18 protein-coding genes are annotated in these 17,106 nt (G+C 39.8%); 7 read left to right on the top strand and 11 right to left on the bottom strand.

Going from position 1 to position 17,106, the window contains the following annotated elements:
* Window position 1: 1 nt before the first annotated feature.
* From AC2HW8_RS07645 to AC2HW8_RS07605, 9 genes are all read right to left on the bottom strand, one after another.
* Window positions 2-2,242: a ComEC/Rec2 family competence protein gene (locus tag AC2HW8_RS07645; protein WP_484327375.1), complete on the bottom strand. Its 2,241-nt coding sequence runs from the start codon at window positions 2,240-2,242 to the stop codon at window positions 2-4.
* Window positions 2,243-2,254: 12 nt separating this feature from the next.
* Window positions 2,255-2,782: a hypothetical protein gene (locus AC2HW8_RS07640; protein ID WP_484327374.1), complete on the bottom strand. Its 528-nt coding sequence runs from the start codon at window positions 2,780-2,782 to the stop codon at window positions 2,255-2,257.
* A 367-nt stretch (window positions 2,783-3,149) separates the two neighbouring features.
* Window positions 3,150-3,686, bottom strand: coding sequence for a phosphoribosyltransferase family protein (locus AC2HW8_RS07635; protein WP_015524158.1), 537 nt, complete (start codon window positions 3,684-3,686; stop codon window positions 3,150-3,152).
* Window positions 3,687-3,701: 15 nt separating this feature from the next.
* Window positions 3,702-4,043 carry a histidine triad nucleotide-binding protein gene (locus AC2HW8_RS07630; RefSeq protein ID WP_015524159.1) on the bottom strand — a complete coding sequence of 114 codons (342 nt, stop codon included), beginning with the start codon at window positions 4,041-4,043 and terminating at the stop codon, window positions 3,702-3,704.
* A 113-nt stretch (window positions 4,044-4,156) separates the two neighbouring features.
* On the bottom strand, window positions 4,157-4,882 hold the full coding sequence (gene plsY / locus AC2HW8_RS07625) for a glycerol-3-phosphate 1-O-acyltransferase PlsY (RefSeq protein ID WP_015524160.1): 726 nt from the start codon (window positions 4,880-4,882) through the stop codon (window positions 4,157-4,159).
* Complete coding sequence (gene der / locus AC2HW8_RS07620) at window positions 4,882-6,204, bottom strand: ribosome biogenesis GTPase Der (protein WP_015524161.1); 1,323 nt, start codon at window positions 6,202-6,204, stop codon at window positions 4,882-4,884. Before der ends, plsY begins: the two co-directional genes overlap by 1 nt.
* A 4-nt stretch (window positions 6,205-6,208) precedes the next feature.
* On the bottom strand, window positions 6,209-7,516 hold the full coding sequence (locus tag AC2HW8_RS07615) for a DUF512 domain-containing protein (RefSeq protein ID WP_303665244.1): 1,308 nt from the start codon (window positions 7,514-7,516) through the stop codon (window positions 6,209-6,211).
* A gap of 156 nt (window positions 7,517-7,672) precedes the next feature.
* Window positions 7,673-7,861 (bottom strand): 50S ribosomal protein L32, encoded by a 189-nt coding sequence (rpmF, locus tag AC2HW8_RS07610; protein WP_015524162.1) that lies wholly within the window; start codon window positions 7,859-7,861, stop codon window positions 7,673-7,675.
* A gap of 27 nt (window positions 7,862-7,888) precedes the next feature.
* The gene (locus AC2HW8_RS07605) at window positions 7,889-8,383 is read right to left on the bottom strand and encodes a YceD family protein (RefSeq protein ID WP_015524163.1); all 495 of its coding nucleotides are present in this window, start codon (window positions 8,381-8,383) and stop codon (window positions 7,889-7,891) included.
* A 421-nt stretch (window positions 8,384-8,804) separates the two neighbouring features.
* Here AC2HW8_RS07605 and AC2HW8_RS07600 point away from each other — a divergent pair, with 421 nt between their 5' ends.
* The 5 genes from AC2HW8_RS07600 to AC2HW8_RS07580 all read left to right on the top strand — a co-directional run bounded on the left by AC2HW8_RS07600 (window position 8,805) and on the right by AC2HW8_RS07580 (window position 12,458).
* On the top strand, window positions 8,805-9,500 hold the full coding sequence (locus tag AC2HW8_RS07600; protein WP_303672239.1) for a radical SAM protein: 696 nt from the start codon (window positions 8,805-8,807) through the stop codon (window positions 9,498-9,500).
* A 1-nt stretch (window position 9,501) separates the two neighbouring features.
* Complete coding sequence (locus tag AC2HW8_RS07595; RefSeq protein WP_296178567.1) at window positions 9,502-10,215, top strand: queuosine precursor transporter; 714 nt, start codon at window positions 9,502-9,504, stop codon at window positions 10,213-10,215.
* Window positions 10,216-10,511: 296 nt separating this feature from the next.
* Entirely contained in the window at window positions 10,512-10,892 is a 381-nt protein-coding gene (locus tag AC2HW8_RS07590) for a BlaI/MecI/CopY family transcriptional regulator (protein ID WP_015524166.1), read from the top strand.
* Window positions 10,893-10,895: 3 nt separating this feature from the next.
* Window positions 10,896-12,149, top strand: a complete 1,254-nt coding sequence (locus AC2HW8_RS07585) for a M56 family metallopeptidase (protein WP_482594289.1) — start codon at window positions 10,896-10,898, stop codon at window positions 12,147-12,149.
* A gap of 3 nt (window positions 12,150-12,152) precedes the next feature.
* A complete protein-coding gene (locus tag AC2HW8_RS07580; RefSeq protein WP_117968039.1) occupies window positions 12,153-12,458 on the top strand; it encodes a hypothetical protein in 306 nt (101 codons plus the stop codon).
* 57 nt (window positions 12,459-12,515) lie between these two features.
* Here the strand turns inward: AC2HW8_RS07580 and AC2HW8_RS07575 are convergent, their stop codons facing one another.
* Both AC2HW8_RS07575 and AC2HW8_RS07570 read right to left on the bottom strand, forming a co-directional pair.
* Window positions 12,516-13,685, bottom strand: a complete 1,170-nt coding sequence (locus AC2HW8_RS07575; protein WP_298176359.1) for a DNA recombination protein RmuC — start codon at window positions 13,683-13,685, stop codon at window positions 12,516-12,518.
* Between the two features lie 68 nt (window positions 13,686-13,753).
* Window positions 13,754-14,680 carry a S1 RNA-binding domain-containing protein gene (locus AC2HW8_RS07570; protein WP_484327373.1) on the bottom strand — a complete coding sequence of 309 codons (927 nt, stop codon included), beginning with the start codon at window positions 14,678-14,680 and terminating at the stop codon, window positions 13,754-13,756.
* Between the two features lie 271 nt (window positions 14,681-14,951).
* Between AC2HW8_RS07570 and AC2HW8_RS07565 the strand changes: the two genes are divergently transcribed.
* The gene (locus tag AC2HW8_RS07565) at window positions 14,952-15,965 is read left to right on the top strand and encodes a peptidylprolyl isomerase (protein ID WP_484327372.1); all 1,014 of its coding nucleotides are present in this window, start codon (window positions 14,952-14,954) and stop codon (window positions 15,963-15,965) included.
* 9 nt (window positions 15,966-15,974) lie between these two features.
* Complete coding sequence (locus AC2HW8_RS07560) at window positions 15,975-16,823, top strand: HAD family hydrolase (RefSeq protein WP_046433624.1); 849 nt, start codon at window positions 15,975-15,977, stop codon at window positions 16,821-16,823.
* Window positions 16,824-17,106 lie beyond the last annotated feature (283 nt).

The following is a 17,106-nucleotide window of genomic DNA, read 5'->3' as shown; positions in this document are numbered from 1 at the left end:
TTTATCCTCCGTTCAGATTGACCGTTATGTTCCTTTCAGATGTTGAAATAACGGTTGAACTGATTTCTTTAATAGAATCATAATTTTTCTTAAACTGCTTTTCCAATCCCGAAAATATCACGGTATCGCATGATATCAAATCGAAATTTTCTGGGACGGAATCAATCAGCAAACAATCGGGATTGCGATACTTTTCGGGCAGATTTGAAAGGTCTGCATCTGTCGGCACAAACAATACGGTCATATTTTTCCCTTTTATGAACTGAAACATTGTGTTGTCAACGCAGATTACCTCATCCGTCACCGTATCGGAAAGATTCAGCGTAAAATGACTGTTTCCGCCGAAAGTCTGTCGGCTGTTACCGTCAAAAGCGTTCAAAAGATTTTGCTTTTCAATGTTATTATCATATACCAAAATATTATTTAAGTCAAATTTTGTGACCGCAAAGCGTTCAAGAGAAGAATATTTATTATTCTGATTTGGAATTATCATATATTCAATATCGGAATAGCTTTCGCTGATATCGGCAGTCACATCGTCTGCGCTTGCTCTGTTGCCTCCGCATGAAATCACGGAACAGCTGTCGGGACAGTTGACTGTTGCAAAAACACCGTTGCCGACATTATAGATTTTCATTTCGCCGTTATCGGCTGTTAAAAGCACATTAAGCGACGCTCCGATTACGAGGACCGAAATTGATACCGAAACAGAAATTCTGACATAGAATTTTCGATTTATTACAAACAATCCGCCGATTGCGAGAAGTACGCTGACACCTATCCACACAAACCAATAGAGCGAATGGGTTTTAACTGTGCTGAATGGGAGTTGTGAAAAAGTTGAAACCAACCACAAAATTGCCTTTGAACATAATCCCGAAACGAGTCCAAACGGGTATGCAAAAAATGATATGAACGGGCAAATAAAAAGTACCGAACACAACAGAGAACACACCAAAAGTGCCGAAACAAACGGTTCACATAACAGAGAAACGAGTATGACTGTCGGGGAAATTCTGTTGAATGCAACAGCGGTTATCGGCAAAATCCACAGAAATGCAGATACTGAAACCGACAGCATATTTACGCAGATTTTAAACAGCCTTTTGATATAATAGACAACCGTTCCGACAAAACCGTCCTTACGCTTGTTTTGGTAGTGAAAGAATCTCAGCACAGAGCGTTCAATCGGTCTTGACCACAGAATTATGCCCGTCGTTGCCGAAAATGAAAGCAACATACCGATATCGGCTACGGCATACGGGTTGAAAGCTGTCAGAACAATTGCGGCAAAACCAAGGTTATTCAGCGAGTCGGCTATTCTGAGATTTGACGATGCAAACGACACAATTATCATCATAATTCCGGCACGGACAACCGAATGCGCAAAGCCCGTTACAGCCATAAAGGCAATAACCGTGAATGTGGTAAAACCTGTTATTAAAAATCTGTTTTTTGTTAATTTTCTCACCAACAACAATACAAACGAAGTGATTATAACAAGATGCATTCCAGAAACCACTATTAAAAACGAAGTGCCTGTCAATGAAAAATCATCTTTAACACTTGAATCAAGAGCTGTTTTCTCGCCCAAAAGAACGGCACGGCAGAGCGTTGAATAATCCTCCGGCAACAGCATATCAAGTGAATTTTTCATTGTCATTCTAACCTCAACGGCAAATGAATATAAATCAAACACTTTCTCCCCTGTCGCATCAATTTTGAAGCCGTCATAGGAATATGCTTTCAGAAAAATTCCGTGACTGATTTGAGAGTTTACATTATTCTTGTATGTATGAGCCGTGAAGTTGACCTTTTCAAAAGGCTCTGCATCAACATTTGAGTACGAAATAATCTGAATTTTCGCATCTGACGGCTGACCGTTGATTTTGTCGGTTTTGATTACGAAACTGCATGATGAATCGGTGGTGATGATTTCATCACAGATATATCCGCTTGCTGTAATTTCTTTATCAGAATATTTATTTATGACCGTGTTGTTAATATATTCGGAATAGGTGATCATATTGCCCGCAGAATATATTACGGCAAAAGCAAATACGCACAGCGACTTGCCGAATGATTTATTTTTCTTTGAAGCAATTAAAAATATACCGACAACAACAGAAAGCAATCCCAATGAGCCGATAATCGCAAAGACAATTTCATTAAAATCCGAATAAAAAACGGCTGAAAGGACAAACAGGAAAGTAAATCCTATAAGTCCAAACAGCCGTTTCATAAAAATCAATCCTTATTCAGTAATCATTTTTTTAATATAATTATACACTCGGTTACCATTCAATCCTTTTTTGCAATAAAAAGAATATTTATAATTGTTATCATTATATTCTCCTACTACAGTTTTACCTTTTTCATTTACAAAATTCGCACCCTTAATTTCAAAAGTCGCCATTGTGGGAGAAAGTCCGTTTGTATTGACTCCGCTGAGATTTTCACTGCTTTTTACAGCATAGCTGACAGCCTTGCGCAAGGTCACAGTATTGTCAGAGGCAGATTTATCTAACGAACAAACCACTTCGATCGCCGTGTATGGAATAGCTCTTACACTTACAATATTTTTCAAACTTTCGCCAAACTTAATTCTGGAAATTTCTTCCGCTTTATCAATACTCGCTCCGCAATCTTCCCACTTTTTCAAAGTAACATCTACGGAAGGATTCACGGTTTCAGAGGTACTTGGTGCAGGTAAATCAGAGCAGGAACATAGAATACATACCGCTGCCAACACAAAAGCAAGGCATAAACATACTTTTTTCATAATGGCATCTCCTTTTATTATTTATTTGGTTATTTTTATCTGCAAAAAACAATTAGTCAATTTTCATCATATCAAGTATATCGTTTTTGGTATTTTTATAATATCATGTAGAATTTCAGTTGTCAATATAAATATTATTTTTAAAAAATATTTTTATTTTTGTTAATTTTGCTGATATCTCTTCTCATTAAATTATCTATTCACCACTGTTTCTATTCAATCATTTATAAGTTGAACAATTTCTGCACTTTAATTTTTACACTTTATATCTATGGTATAAAAAAGGAAAACAGCCGTCAAAATATGCGGACGGTATAATCTGCACACTTCAACAGCTGTTTAAATTTGATTTTATAATTACTCAGTATTACTTAAAGAAAAGCGGAAGTTCGCTGAGGAATATAATGTCATCTCTGTCCTTAGCGTCACCTTCGGCAAGGACTGATGCCCTGCCAACGATATTTGCGCCTGTTTTTTCAACGAGCGTTTCAAGAGCGTGAAGACTTTCGCCTGTTGAAATTACATCATCAACAAGGAGAACTCTCTTGCCGTTGAGAAGATTTACATCATCTTCGCCGAGGTAGAGTTTCTGTTCGTTTTTTGTTGTGATTGAATTAACGGTCACTCCGATAGGATTGCCCATATAAACCTTAACGCTTTTTCTTGCGACAACATAGTTTCTGCAGCCCTGACGAGCCATTTCATAGCAAAGCGGAATACCCTTTGCTTCGGCAGTCACAACAACATCGTGTTCGGGAACACGCTTGAGGAGTTCTCTTGCGGCAACCTCTGTCATCTCAATGTCACCAAACATAATAAATGCGGCAATATCAAGCTTATCGTTTACAGGAAATTTTCTGAGTTCTCTGTCAAGTCCTTCAATATTAATCTTATATGTATCCATTATTGCAGTCCCCTTTTACGCCATTGTGCCATTGAGCTTTTTGCCGCCGAGGATGTGGAAATGCATATGCTTTACGCTCTGACAGCCGTCCTCACCGCAGTTATTTACAATACGGTAACCGTTTGTAAGTCCGAGTGATTTTGTAATTTCGGGAATTTTAGTGAAAATGTGAGCAATATTGCCGACATTTTCTTCATTAACTGCGTCTGCACAGCAGATGTGTTCCTTTGGAATTACAAGCACATGAACGGGAGCCTGTGGTTCAAGATCATAGAAAGCGAGAATTTTTTCGTCTTCATAAACTTTTTTTGACGGAATTGAGCCGTCAACGATTTTGCAGAAAATACAATCTGACATTTTAATTCAACCTCTCAATATAATTTATTTTCCGTATCAGAAATATTTAAAATATAACAAATATCATACCAAAGTTATTGTACAACCAAATCACTTTTCGGTCAATACTGCCGTCATTTTTTGGCTGTAATTTTCTTTTCTTCACCTTTAAGAAGTCTTTTGATGTTTTCTTTGTGCTTTACAAGAACGAAAACGCCGATTAAAAGAGCCGCCGCAGTTGAAAAGATTACATATGTAAGAGAATAATCCTTGTAAATTATGAAGTCAAAGATAAATGTCATTGCAAAGGTGTAAGGCGCATAGAGAATCGCACAGAGAACACTTGCAAGTGATATAATTTTTGAGCAGAGGAAGATAATTAGAAAAGTTACAATAATTGCGATGAATACACGCCAATCCTCTGTCAGCATAAGAGCGGCGGCGGTTACAACACCCTTGCCGCCCTTAAAGTGAAAATACACGGGGTATGAATGTCCGAGAATACAGAAAATACCTGCAACATATTTTCCGCAGTTGATAAGCTCGTTTATAAAAATAGGGCTTTCACCCTGAAATGCAACCGATGCAAACGAGAAGATGAAACCTCCGATAAGCACGGCGATAATACACTTCAGTGCGTCACACACAATGGTGATGATTGCCGGAACTTTACCGACACTGCGCAGTACATTTGTAAAGCCTGCATTGCCGCTGCCCATTTGACGGATATCCTTTTTGCCCTTTGTCACAATGCCTGTGACAAGAACAGCCGTGTTGATACTGCCGAGAAGATATGCAATCAATGCCGAAAGCAGAATCATCCACCAGCAGTTTGCTAAAATTGCCGAAATATGCTCCATTACTTTTCTCCTCTCTCTCTTACCACAATTTTGATCGGCGTACCCTCAAGAGCAAAAGCCTCACGGATTCTGTTTTCAAGATAACGCTGATATGAGAAGTGGAAAAGCTGTGCATTGTTGCAGAAGAAAACGAATGTCGGCGGTTTTACGGAAGCCTGAGTCATATAGAAAATTTTAAGTCGCTTACCCTTGTCCGACGGCGGTTGAACTCTTGTTGTAGCTTGTGCAAGAAGCTCGTTGAGCATACCTGTTCTGATTCTGCGGTTTGCGCTGTCATTACAGCTTATGATATATTCAAACAGTCTGTCGATACGCATACCTGTTTTTGCGGAAATAAATACCTTTGGCGCATATGACATAAACGCAAAATCTGCGTCAAGCTTTTTGCGGAACTCCTGCATTGTCTTATCGTTTTTTTCGACAGCGTCCCACTTGTTTACGGCAATTATACACGCTCTGCCTGCCTCATGCGCAAGACCTGCAACCTTGGTATCCTGTTCTGTAACGCCCTCTGTCGCATCAATCATAATAACGCACACATCACTGCGTTCAATAGCCATTTTTGCACGGATAATACTGTATTTTTCGATATTATCATAGATTTTGCTCTGACGGCGAAGTCCTGCGGTATCGGTAAAGTTGAACTTTCCGTACTTATTTTCAACAAGCGTGTCGATTGTGTCACGGGTTGTGCCTGCTATATCGGACACAATACAGCGTTCCTCGTTTGTGATTTTGTTTACAAGAGATGACTTGCCTGCGTTCGGCTTTCCGATTACCGCAACATTGATGATTGTGTCGTCATCTTCCGCATTTTCATCATAATCAAAGCTTGAAAAAGCCTTGTCTAAAAGGTCGCCCGTACCGTAACCGTGAACGGCTGAAACCTCGATAGGATCGCCTAAACCGAGATTATAAAACTCATAGAATTCAGGTGACGGTTCGCCGAGTGTGTCGCACTTGTTTACACAAAGCACAACAGGCTTGCCCGACTTCTGGAGCATCTGCGCAACATCCATATCTGTTGCAACCATGCCCGACTTGCAGTCTGTTACAAGAATAATAACATTAGCCGTGTCGATTGCAAGCTGAGCCTGACGGCGCATCTGCACAAGAATAATATCATCTGATTTCGGTTCAATACCACCTGTGTCAACAATAAAGGCAGTTTTTCCGCACCATTCCACCTCACCGTATATTCTGTCACGGGTAACACCGGGAGTATCGTCAACAATTGACAATCTCTGACCGATGAGTTTATTGAAAAGCGTTGACTTTCCCACATTTGGTCTGCCGACAACGGCAATTACGGGTTTGTTCATCTTATCAGTCCTTTCCTGCAATTACAGCCTCTACAAGGTCGTTTCCGTTGTTATTGACGGGAACAAGAGTTACACCGAGTTCCCGTTCAACATCATCTGTTGAAACATCATCAAGAAACAAATCGTTTTCAAAACGGAGCATTGATGACGTGATAATAAGCCTGTCACCAAGGTCATCGCCACGGAGCTGATCAATAAGATCACCGCCTGTGACAAGTCCCGACACATTTACTCCGCCGCCGAAAAAGTTGTTCTTAATCGCCCTTGTATTTATAGTTATATTCGGGAATTTTTCGTTAATCATCGACATAATCCGCTTCATGTACGGAAACACTCCCTCACCGCAGGCAATTGTTACCTTATGGCAAAGGCTTTCGTCTGCATCAAGCTCTTCAAGCTTCCAGCTGACATCATCGGTCAGATACGCAATCATACCGATTCCGTCCTCAAGAGCGGAAAAGTCCTCATAAAATTCGGGTGACGGGATTTCTCTTTCGGCAAGGAGGTAAAATTCATCACCCGGAAAGAAAATTCGTCTGCCGTGCTTTTTGACGCACTCATCACCCATTTTTTCAATTATATCAATTGTCTGCCCTGCCGTTTCCTTATTATAAGGAACAAGCGGATAAAGGTTTTCACGGTAGCGTGTAAGTCCGACAGGAACAATCGCAGTCATATTAACCCCGAGGTTTTCAAGATCGGTCAATGTTCTGACAAGCTCGTCACCGTCATTAATTCCGGGACAGGAAACAATCTGACAGTTAAGCGTTATTCCTGCGTCTGCAAAGCGTTTGAGATATTTCAATGTATCGCCTGCAAAGCGGTTATTCATCATCTTACAACGAAGCTCGGGGTTTGTTGTGTGAACCGACACATTAATCGGGCTTATGTGCATTTTTATAATTCGGTCAATTTCGTGCTCTGTAATATTTGTCAGCGTGATATAGTTGCCGAACAAAAACGAAAGTCGGCTGTCGTCATCCTTAAAATAGAGCGACTCACGCATCCCCTTCGGAAGCTGGTCAATAAAGCAGAAAATGCACTTATTACGGCACGAATGCTGTTTGTCCATAAGATAGGTTTCAAACTCAAGACCGATTTCCTCATATTCTCCCTTGGTCATTTCTATGGTACGAACATTTTTGTTCTCATCCTCAACCTCAAGAGTAAGCTTGCGGTTTACCTGATAGAATCGGTAATCAAGAACATCGACAATCTCGTTTGAATTGATTGAAAGGAGGGTTTCCCCTTTTTTTATCCCTGCTTTGTCGGCATGACTGCCGGTTGTGACATCAAAAATTTTAACAGCCACACCTTCACCTCGCAAAACATTTTTACATACACTTTTATTCTACACAAAATACCGTTTTTAATCAACAGGTTTGCAAATTGTTTTTGTATATACGGTAAAATTTGCAAAACAAAAGGGCGAACAGATAACTGCCGCCCGTAATGTTTGTAATAAAAATTACTGTTCGTCTTTCTTTACAACAACCTGTCTGCCGTTGTACATACCACAGTTTGTGCAAGCCTTGTGAGCTGCTGTTAATTCACCGCAGTTAGGACAAGCAGTAAGTTCAGGAGCATTAATCTTCCATACTGTTGAACGTCTTGAGCTCTTTCTTGCGTGTGATGTTTTGTTCTTGGGTACTGCCATTACAAAAACCTCCTTACAAAATTTATCTTAGTCAATCAACTGTTTAAGTATCTCAAGTCTTGGATCCGTTTGACGCTTATCACAGGAACATTCACCGTTGTTGAGGTTTTGTCCGCAAATCTGACACAGACCTTTGCAATCGTCCCTGCAAAGATTCTTTGACGGGAGCGAAAGAAAAATGTCAGAAATTACAACATCATCAAGCTCGAGTGTAAAATCAGGTGTTTCAATATAGTCATCATTTTCCTCATCGGCAAGAGTCTGAATAAGCCTGTGTTCAAAGCTCATATTCATCTCTCTTGTATAAGGCTCACCGCAACGGTCACAGTCACGGCTGTAATCAAAGTGTGCATTGATTACAAGAGTAATCAAACTTGCTCTGTTTGTTGCTTTGGCAGTCACGACAACGGGAGTTTTGAATGGATAAACTCCGTCAACATCAAGACCTGACAAGTCAAGGTTATATTCAACTTGTTTTTCTTCACCGTCATTCTGAAAGACGGATTTAAGCTCAAAAAGCATATCTGCACCTCTTGACAGCATAGACACATATTAAAACGCTGTTTATTATTATACAAAAGGTTTGTCCCTTTGTCAACTAAAAAATACAAGAAAATAGGCTGTTTTTTTCGGGAATTTATGACAATATTCGCTAATTTTCCCATATGGAATTTTGAGCCTGCAAAGTCACTCAAGAAGTTACTTTGCACTTGATTTTCGCTTTTCATTATACCTCTTAAACATATATAATGCAATAATAAATTGCAGTTGACATAAAACGGAATTTGTGATAGCATACTGTGTGGCAGTTCGTAACCATCCTGCCGGAAGGACGCCGATAGGCTGCTCCTTCTATCAAAACTAAGGAGAAAGGCACAGGGCTTTTTACGCCCTTTTTGCACCCTCTTTTGTGTGGGTGCTTTTTTTGTGTCGGAAAGAGAGTATGGAGAGATACAGTATTATTAATGAAAAGAACAATCGGGAGATTGTTCTTCTGCGTGGAAGCGGTTGCGTTTACAGAAAATGCATCTTCTGCGACTACTACACCGACAGGTGCAGTGACGAGGATGAAAACTTTCGTCTTAACAAAGCCGTGCTTGAAAAAGTTACGGGAATTTTCGGTGACCTTGAGGTCATTAACTCAGGCTCGGTTTTTGAGCTTGACAAAAAAACACTTGATTTTATCAAACAGGTGTGCAAAGAAAAAAAGATAAATACCATTCATTTTGAGGCACATTATCTTTATCGGAACAAAATCAGTCAGCTCAGAAAAGATTTTGCGGATTTTGATTTGAAAATGAAGCTCGGTCTTGAAACCTTTGACTGCGATTTCAGAGAAAATGTTCTGAAAAAAGGAATCAAAGAGAGCAGTCCAGCTGTTATTGCTGAGAATTTCGACGAAGCTAATTTCCTTTTTGGAATTAAAGGTCAGACAGCCGAAACCATGCAAAAGGATATTGAGTTGGGATTAAAATATTTTGAACGAATTTGCGTTAACATTATGTGTGACAACACAACGGAAGTTGAACCCGACAAAGCTGTCATAAAAGAGTTTATGCAGAAAATCTATCCTGTATATAAGGATAACCCAAGAACGGATATTTTAATTAACAACACGGATTTTGGAGTAGGTGACTGATATGATTAATGAACTTTTACTTATGTTCTCTGTAGTATTTATCTACGGAGCGGCAATTTTGGGATATGCTCTTTTCGGAAAAGCGGGACTTTACTGTGTTTCAGCCGTAGCAACAATTCTTGCGAACATTGAGGCTTTAATCCTTGTAAACGCTTTTTCAATGGAACAGACTCTCGGTAATGTGCTTTTTGCGGTAACATTTTTGATTACGGACATTCTCTCGGAATGTGAGGGCAAAAAAGCCGCCAACAAGGCGGTTCTTACGGGAATACTCTCATCGGTATTTTTTCTTGTGCTTTCACAAAGCTGGATGCTTTACAATCCGAGTCCGAACGACACGATTATGCCGTCAATCAAGGCGGTTTTCTCAAACACTCCCCGAATGATTTTTGCATCACTTATTGTATATGCAATAAGTCAGCTGTTCGATGTTTGGCTCTATCACAAGTGGTGGAAGTTCACGGAAAAGAAATTCGGTGACAAGAGAAGATTTTTATGGCTGAGAAATAACGGTTCAACGCTTATCAGTCAAATTCTTAACACAGCCCTTTTCACCGCTTTTGCGTTTTGGGGAACTTATGATTTCGGAACACTCGTTTCAATCTTCCTTTCAAGCTATGTAATCTACATTTTTACAAGTCTGCTCGACACCCCTGCGGTGTATCTTGCAAGATTTATCCACGATAAAAAGGAACAGAAAAAGATTTCGGAATAAAAACAGCTTAATTGAATATTTTCAATAAAAAGACAAGTCGTCGCAATATTTTTTGCGGTGACTTGTTGTGCTTTTTCAGAATTTTGTGAATAAACCATAATATTATGCTTTTTATAATATACAACATTCCGCATTTTTATAGTCATTTTTTAACAATATGTGCGAAATTGGCTGATTTTATCCTGAATCACATAATTTTTTAAGATTTTTATTGACTTTTTCTGTACCAAATAGTATAATGAAGTCAAGTTGAATGCTTAATATTATTTATAAACTTAATTTTGGAGGTAAATATCATGCTTACTAAAAGTGAAGAAGAAATTATGTACTTATTGTGGGACCTCGATGAGCCGCTCACAAGCTCAGAAATTGTTAAGAAGGCTGTAAACAAAACATGGAAAAAGAGTTACATTAACCTTCTTATCAATTCTCTTCTCAAGAAGGACATGATTAAAGTTGTCGGTGTTAAGCAGATGACTAAGAACTATGCCCGTACTTTTGTTCCTACAATGACAAAGGACGCTTATGCAATCAAGCAGATTTCGGACAGACCGAATTTTGCCGACAGCGATATTCCGACTCTCTTCTCCGAGCTTATTGAGAGAACCGAAAGCTCAGATGTTTTTGATGAGCTTGAAGCTCTCCTTAAAAAGCGCCGTGAAGAACTCGGCAAATAATCTATGCAAATAAGTTTTTATTCATTCTTGTTTTCTATTGCAATAAGCAGCATTTTTATAGTGCTGCTTTACTTTTTCAGAAAAAAGATTGCCTTTTGTAATTACTACGGTCTTTATACAATTTTAGGATTGTATGCTGTAACATTTGTAAGAATGGTATTTCCGTTTGAATTCAAATTTACATATACAGTTTCCGATAAAAATGTGTATGCCGCAATAATGGATGTTCTGACTCCCAACAAAGATGTGCTGTTTGTTCCGGAATTCACATGGCTCAACCTGCTTGTGTCAGTATGGATTGTCGGAAGTGTGATATACATTTTATGGGTGATGATTAAGTATTACAAAGCACTCAAAGCTCTGAAAGCAAATGTTATTGACGGCACACCCGAAATGCAGGCAAAGCTTGACCTCATTTCGCAAAAGTGCGGAATCAGAAGAAAAGTTAAGCTAAAAATTACCGATTGCGTTATCTCCCCTGTTACATACGGATTTTTCAATCTTGTTATTCTTATTCCGAATCATGAATTTGACGACAGGGATTTTGGATATATCGCAACGCACGAATGCTGTCATATAAAAAACAAGGATATTTGGATTAAATTGCTGACGGAAATTTATTGCGGAATTTTTTGGTGGAATCCGTTTGCCCACCTTTTGAAAAAGGATTTAACCTACTGTCTTGAACTCAGGTGTGACAAGCGTGTTACAAGCAAGCTTAGCGAGAACAGATGTACTGTGTATTACGAAGTTCTTGTAACGCAAATGAAAGCCTATAAAGAACAACAAGAAAGTGAAGAGAGCGACAGGGAAACTGCACTGAAAAGTGCGCTTGTCGGAATGAGTTTTGTAACCAACGAAAAGGGCAAAAAAATTGTAAGCAGAATGGAAATGATTCTGTACCCGAAGAAAAAGCAGACAATTATAAACAATATTGTTACAGCTTTTATGGCATTGCTTATTGTCGGTATATTCTTTGCTTCATACTGCTTTTTGATTGTCCCCGGTTGGGACGCCACATACGAGGATTGTGTAGCCGATCTTGTATCATCGGGCGAATACAACGATAAAGTCGAAGTATATGACGAAACAAATATGTATGTGTACGTTGAAAAAGACAAAACCACTCACCTTATTTTTGAGCCTTACGATGAAAAGAAAGGCGTTGTCTATACAAAAGATGATTCTATTATTATCCCCTATTCCGATATAGAAGACGGCTACTATAATTATTGTCTTATATTAAGGGAGAAATGACAGATGAAAAAGAAAGCCGCAAGAATTTTTACAGCATTTATTATGACAGCAATTATCGCACAGGGAACCGTTATGGTTGCAAGTGCAGCAGAAACAGATTCAACCCCCGACAGCGTTGCAGTTGTTGAAGTTGCAACTCCTGACAGTTCAGCTTTGGAGAGCGGTGCCGATTCAACTTCTGTTCAGCCGATAGCTGATGTAATTTACAAGAAATGGCGTCGTGGAAGTCACGGACAGCTCCAGTACAGAAGATGGAACGATACAAAGCAAGAATGGGTTGACGACGAATGGATTGACTACAAAGGTTAATCTGCAATAACAACAAAGGCGAAACAGACATAAGTCTGTTTCGCCTTAATTTTTTGTTTATTCAAAAAGATTCTGTTCTGACAAGGGAACCGATTCAACATCCTTAAGCTGACGCTGAATTTGACGGGTACGAACTCCGACAAGCTTGTCAAGCTCCTTGTTTGCCTGATCAAGTCTTTGTTGTGTCATTACAAGCACATCATTGAACTTGTCAAACTCGGTCTTTACACCGCCGAGTATTTTCCAAACCTCTGCACTTCTCTTTTGCACGGCAAGGGTTTTGAATCCCATTTGCAACGAATTGAGCAGAGCCGCCATTGTACTCGGACCTGCAATATTCACCTTATACTCACGCTGAAGGACTTCAACAAGTCCCATATTGACAACCTCGCTGTAAAGCCCCTCAAACGGAAGAAACATAATCGCAAATTCCGTTGTGTTCGGCGGATCAATGTACTTATCGTGAATATCCTTTGCCTCGCCCTTTATACGCTGAACAAGTGCTTTTTGTGCCGATTCAATGCGTTGCTTGTCACAGCTTTCAACCGCATCACGGAGAGCAGAATATGTATCGCCCGGAAATTTGGAATCAACAGGCAGATATACTGTACCGGCACCGTCAGCAGGCAGTTTGATTGCAAACTCAACAACATTTTTTGAGCCTTTTTTTGTTGCAATATTTTCCTCATACTGCTCCTTTGTAAGAATTTCGGAGAGAATTGCACCAAGCTGAATTTCGCCGAGTATGCCCCTTGTTTTGACATTTGAAAGAACCTTTTTCAAATCGCCCACACCTACCGCAAGCGTTTGCATTTCGCCGAGTCCCTTATAAACCTGTTCAAGTCTTTCGTTGACAAGCGAAAATGACTTATTCATTTTTTCTTCAAGTGTTTTTTGAAGCTTTTCATCAACTGTCTGTCGCATTTCATCAAGCTGACGGAGATTTTCCCGCCTTATACTTTCAAGCTTTTCGTCAACCGAGCGTCTGATATTTTCAAGGCTCTGAACATTGTCGGCTGAAAAGCTGTGAAGTCTTTGTTCAAGCTGAACCGCCCTGTCATTTTGCGACTGTGCAAAGCTTTGCTGATTGAGCAATATCCTTTGAAGTTCGTCCTCCGTTCTGTTGTTATTATTCTTTTTGAGAACTGTTATTAATGTGACAACGCTTAGAATGAGCGTTATTGCACAAAATAAAAGCACAATAATCTCGGATGTCGTAAACTGCATATTAAACCTCCCGAACAATAATTCGATTTCACAATTAAATAATATCATTCGGGAGTTTTTCTGTCAACTCAGGTATCGAATATTGTTTCAACCCGTTTCCGACAATTTTCAGGTGAATATACAAAACGGTCGATACGGTCGCTGTCGCAATAGTATTCGGGGCATTTCGGATTATATTTGTAATCAAAGGTGTCAATAATTATCAGTTTGATTTTCATTTTTTCGGGAATGATACTTTTTATGTAAACGCTTGCCTGCTGACCTGCACGGACTCCCTCTTTTGTTTCTGCAAGTCCTGCAAGATTTGGTGTAAGCTCCACAAAAGCACCGTAGTTTTCCACGCTTCGGATAATTCCCGACACGGTTTCACCGGCACAAAACCTTTCGGCATTTTCTTCCCATGTGCCGAGAAGCTCCTTGTGACTGAGGCTTATACGACCGTTTTCAACAGATTTGATAACAGCTTTGATGTCCATTCCTACAGTAAATCTCTCGGCAGGGTGTTCAATCCTTGAAACCGAAATTGTGTCAATGGGCATAAGTGCAACGATTCCGCAGCCTATGTCTGCGAATGCACCGAAGTTTTCAAGATGAGTTATGCGGGCAGGCACAATATCTCCGCACCGTAACCTTGAAATGTATGAGTCAAGGCATTTGCGTTGTGCTTTTTCACGGGAAAGCATTACAATCGGTTTGCCGTTTTCGTCCTCGGTTATGTTGGTGACAACGAAACAGACGGGACGGTTCACCCTTGAAATCACGGCTATGTCACGAACAGAGCCGTCCTTAATTCCGATTGCACCCTCCTCCCTCGGAATTATGCCTTTTATGCCTGCAAGGTCAACAATAAGGTTGTGACTGCTGTCGCACACACAAGCCTTTGCCTCAAGAATCTTTTCGCTGTTTTTTGCATCCTCAAGCATCTTTAATGAGTGAAGTATATTTATGTTTTCCTGTTCGGATATAAGTTTTCCTTCGGGTAAATATTCTGACATTTTAAAGCCTCCGTCATATTTAGGTTTACAGAAAATCATATGAAAAAGTTTTCTGTCTTATTACACGAACGCAATTTTTTGCAGAAAAATTTTATTGCATTTGCTACGCTTTCCTTCATAAAAAGCGGCAAACTTGCATTTATATTTAAATTATGGTACTATAAATATGTGTGTTTTAGAATAAAATCCAGATTAGAAGAGCCGAGGTTGTTTTTTGGAAACTTTGTAAACATTACATAACAACGAGGCTTGACAGGAAGGAAACAAATCTATGAATACTTACAATCTTAAAAAAATGTGTGCCGTATCGGTTGCATCAATTATGTGTGTTTCTGCATTGGCATTTTCGGGTTGCGGTAACAAGAAGGCTGAAGTCTCGCAGACTCCCGACGAAATAACACCTGCAACTACTGCCGTAAGCACGGCTGATGAACCTACCGCACAGAACTATCTTGAAAGCATCGGCATTGATACCGCTACTCTCGGAATCAATCCGAACATTATTCACGATTCAAACCCTGTCGGTTTTCAGCTTGATATGCCGAAGAACGGCGATACAATCGCAGTTGTTCACACCTCATACGGCGACATAACAATGCGACTTTTCCCCGAACAGGCACCAAAGGCGGTTACAAACTTTGTAAACCTTGCAAAAGCAGGAAAGTATAACAATTCACTTTTCAGCAAAGTAACAAAAGACTTTATGATCAACGGCGGTTACTGCGGTACAAGCTCGTACGGCGAGGCTTTTGAAGATGAATTTTGCGACAGGCTTTTCAATATCAGAGGCGCTGTTGCAATGTCAAACACAGGTGCGGACACAAACGAAAGTGCATTCTTCATCAATCAGAAAACTGCCGAAACATATAAGAATGAAGGCGGCTGGGAACATCTTGCAAGTCAATGGGATTCTATCAAAACCCAGCTTGCAAACTACAAGGATTCAAACCTTCTGACTGCATTCATTGAGAAAAACGGCACAAACTGTTACGATACCGACAGCGTTCCCGACAGCGTTAAAAAGCTGTATGAGGAAAACGGCGGAAACGCCTATCTTGACGGTGCATACAATGCGGTTGACAGAGGCTACACGGTATTTGCACAGGTAATTGACGGAATGGATGTTGTTGACAAAATCGCCTCGGCTAAGGTTGACAAGGATGACATTCCCGTTAAGAACATTGTTATCAAAAGCATTAAAATTACACAATATAAAGAGGAATCAACAACTCAGGCAGATTCGACATCTGCCAAAAGCGTCACACAGCCGACCACAGTCGGATAAGGAGCGGTTATGAACAGAATGCCCGTTGCAGCGATTATGTATGACTTTGACCGTACCCTATGTACGAAGGATATGCAGGATTACAGCTTTATCCCCCGTCTTAATATGACCGAAGACGAGTTCTGGAAATTTTCAAACGAACTCGGTCAAAGCGAACATATGGACTCAATTCTTGCGTATATGTACGCAATGGTAAAAATGTCCCGTGAAAGGAATATGCCTCTTTTGCGAAATGACCTTGTTGAAATGGGAAAAAATGTTGAGTTTTTTGACGGCGTAAAGGATTGGTTCAAAAGGATTTCCGACTTTGGCGAAAAGCTTGGAATGCAGGTTGAACATTATGTAATTTCCTCGGGTATGAAAGAAATTATTGAAGGTACGGAAATCAGCAAAAACTTCAAAAGCATTTTTGCGTGTGAATTTCTTTACGATGAAAACGGCAATGCCGTATGGCCTAAAACCGATGTAAATTACACCAACAAAACGCAGTTTGTTTACAGAATCAATAAAGGTGTTCTTGATGTTGCAAATGATGTTGACCTCAACCGTTCAATGCCGGAGGACAGCAAACGGGTTCCGTTCTGCAATATGATTTACATAGGCGACGGTCTTTCAGATGTTCCGTGTATGAAAATGATGAAAGCCTACGGCGGGTATTCAATTGCGGTTTACCGAAAAAAGGACAGCAAGGTTGAGGACTTGCTGATGAAAGACAGAGTTGATTTTATCTATCCTGCCGACTATTCGGAAAACACAGGTCTTGACCTCACCGTTAAAAATATCATCAGAAAAATGGCTGTCTGCGGTCTTTTGTACGATGAAAACCATGAGCAGAAAAAAGAAATTCTCGGAAGATAATTTCGGTTGAATAAAAAAAGTCAAGTATCAAAACGATGCTTGACATTTTTCTTTATTTGGTTTAATATATTTATAGAAAGAGATACCTGCGATAAGCGGGTTCTCCACTGTATTGGTTAGAAGCTAACCGCCGTTGGGAGAATTTTGGGCGGTTAGTTTCTTTTTTATTTAAGTGTACATATTGCTATGTACTAAAAAGAAGTCATTTTTTGTTACCGAAAACTTGGTAACAAAGAGCGATAACGCTGACGATTAAAGTGCCGAGTAAACATACATCGGAAAT

The sequence above is a fragment of the Ruminococcoides sp. genome, from assembly GCF_057037865.1.
The sequence above is the reverse complement of the archived record's forward strand: the minus strand, read 5'-3'. Positions and strand labels throughout refer to the sequence as shown.

What these genes read in the sequence shown, in the direction of transcription:
- AC2HW8_RS07645 (WP_484327375.1), bottom strand. Translation starts at nt 2,242, where the DNA reads ATGAAACGGCTGTTTGGACTTATAGGATTTACTTTCCTGTTTGTCCTT.
- AC2HW8_RS07640 (WP_484327374.1), bottom strand. Translation starts at nt 2,782, where the DNA reads ATGAAAAAAGTATGTTTATGCCTTGCTTTTGTGTTGGCAGCGGTATGT.
- AC2HW8_RS07635 (WP_015524158.1), bottom strand. Translation starts at nt 3,686, where the DNA reads ATGGATACATATAAGATTAATATTGAAGGACTTGACAGAGAACTCAGA.
- AC2HW8_RS07630 (WP_015524159.1), bottom strand. Translation starts at nt 4,043, where the DNA reads ATGTCAGATTGTATTTTCTGCAAAATCGTTGACGGCTCAATTCCGTCA.
- plsY (WP_015524160.1), bottom strand. Translation starts at nt 4,882, where the DNA reads ATGGAGCATATTTCGGCAATTTTAGCAAACTGCTGGTGGATGATTCTG.
- der (WP_015524161.1), bottom strand. Translation starts at nt 6,204, where the DNA reads ATGAACAAACCCGTAATTGCCGTTGTCGGCAGACCAAATGTGGGAAAG.
- rpmF (WP_015524162.1), bottom strand. Translation starts at nt 7,861, where the DNA reads ATGGCAGTACCCAAGAACAAAACATCACACGCAAGAAAGAGCTCAAGA.
- AC2HW8_RS07605 (WP_015524163.1), bottom strand. Translation starts at nt 8,383, where the DNA reads ATGCTTTTTGAGCTTAAATCCGTCTTTCAGAATGACGGTGAAGAAAAA.
- AC2HW8_RS07600 (WP_303672239.1), top strand. Translation starts at nt 8,805, where the DNA reads ATGGAGAGATACAGTATTATTAATGAAAAGAACAATCGGGAGATTGTT.
- AC2HW8_RS07595 (WP_296178567.1), top strand. Translation starts at nt 9,502, where the DNA reads ATGATTAATGAACTTTTACTTATGTTCTCTGTAGTATTTATCTACGGA.
- AC2HW8_RS07590 (WP_015524166.1), top strand. Translation starts at nt 10,512, where the DNA reads ATGCTTACTAAAAGTGAAGAAGAAATTATGTACTTATTGTGGGACCTC.
- AC2HW8_RS07585 (WP_482594289.1), top strand. Translation starts at nt 10,896, where the DNA reads ATGCAAATAAGTTTTTATTCATTCTTGTTTTCTATTGCAATAAGCAGC.
- AC2HW8_RS07580 (WP_117968039.1), top strand. Translation starts at nt 12,153, where the DNA reads ATGAAAAAGAAAGCCGCAAGAATTTTTACAGCATTTATTATGACAGCA.
- AC2HW8_RS07575 (WP_298176359.1), bottom strand. Translation starts at nt 13,685, where the DNA reads ATGCAGTTTACGACATCCGAGATTATTGTGCTTTTATTTTGTGCAATA.
- AC2HW8_RS07570 (WP_484327373.1), bottom strand. Translation starts at nt 14,680, where the DNA reads ATGTCAGAATATTTACCCGAAGGAAAACTTATATCCGAACAGGAAAAC.
- AC2HW8_RS07565 (WP_484327372.1), top strand. Translation starts at nt 14,952, where the DNA reads ATGAATACTTACAATCTTAAAAAAATGTGTGCCGTATCGGTTGCATCA.
- AC2HW8_RS07560 (WP_046433624.1), top strand. Translation starts at nt 15,975, where the DNA reads ATGAACAGAATGCCCGTTGCAGCGATTATGTATGACTTTGACCGTACC.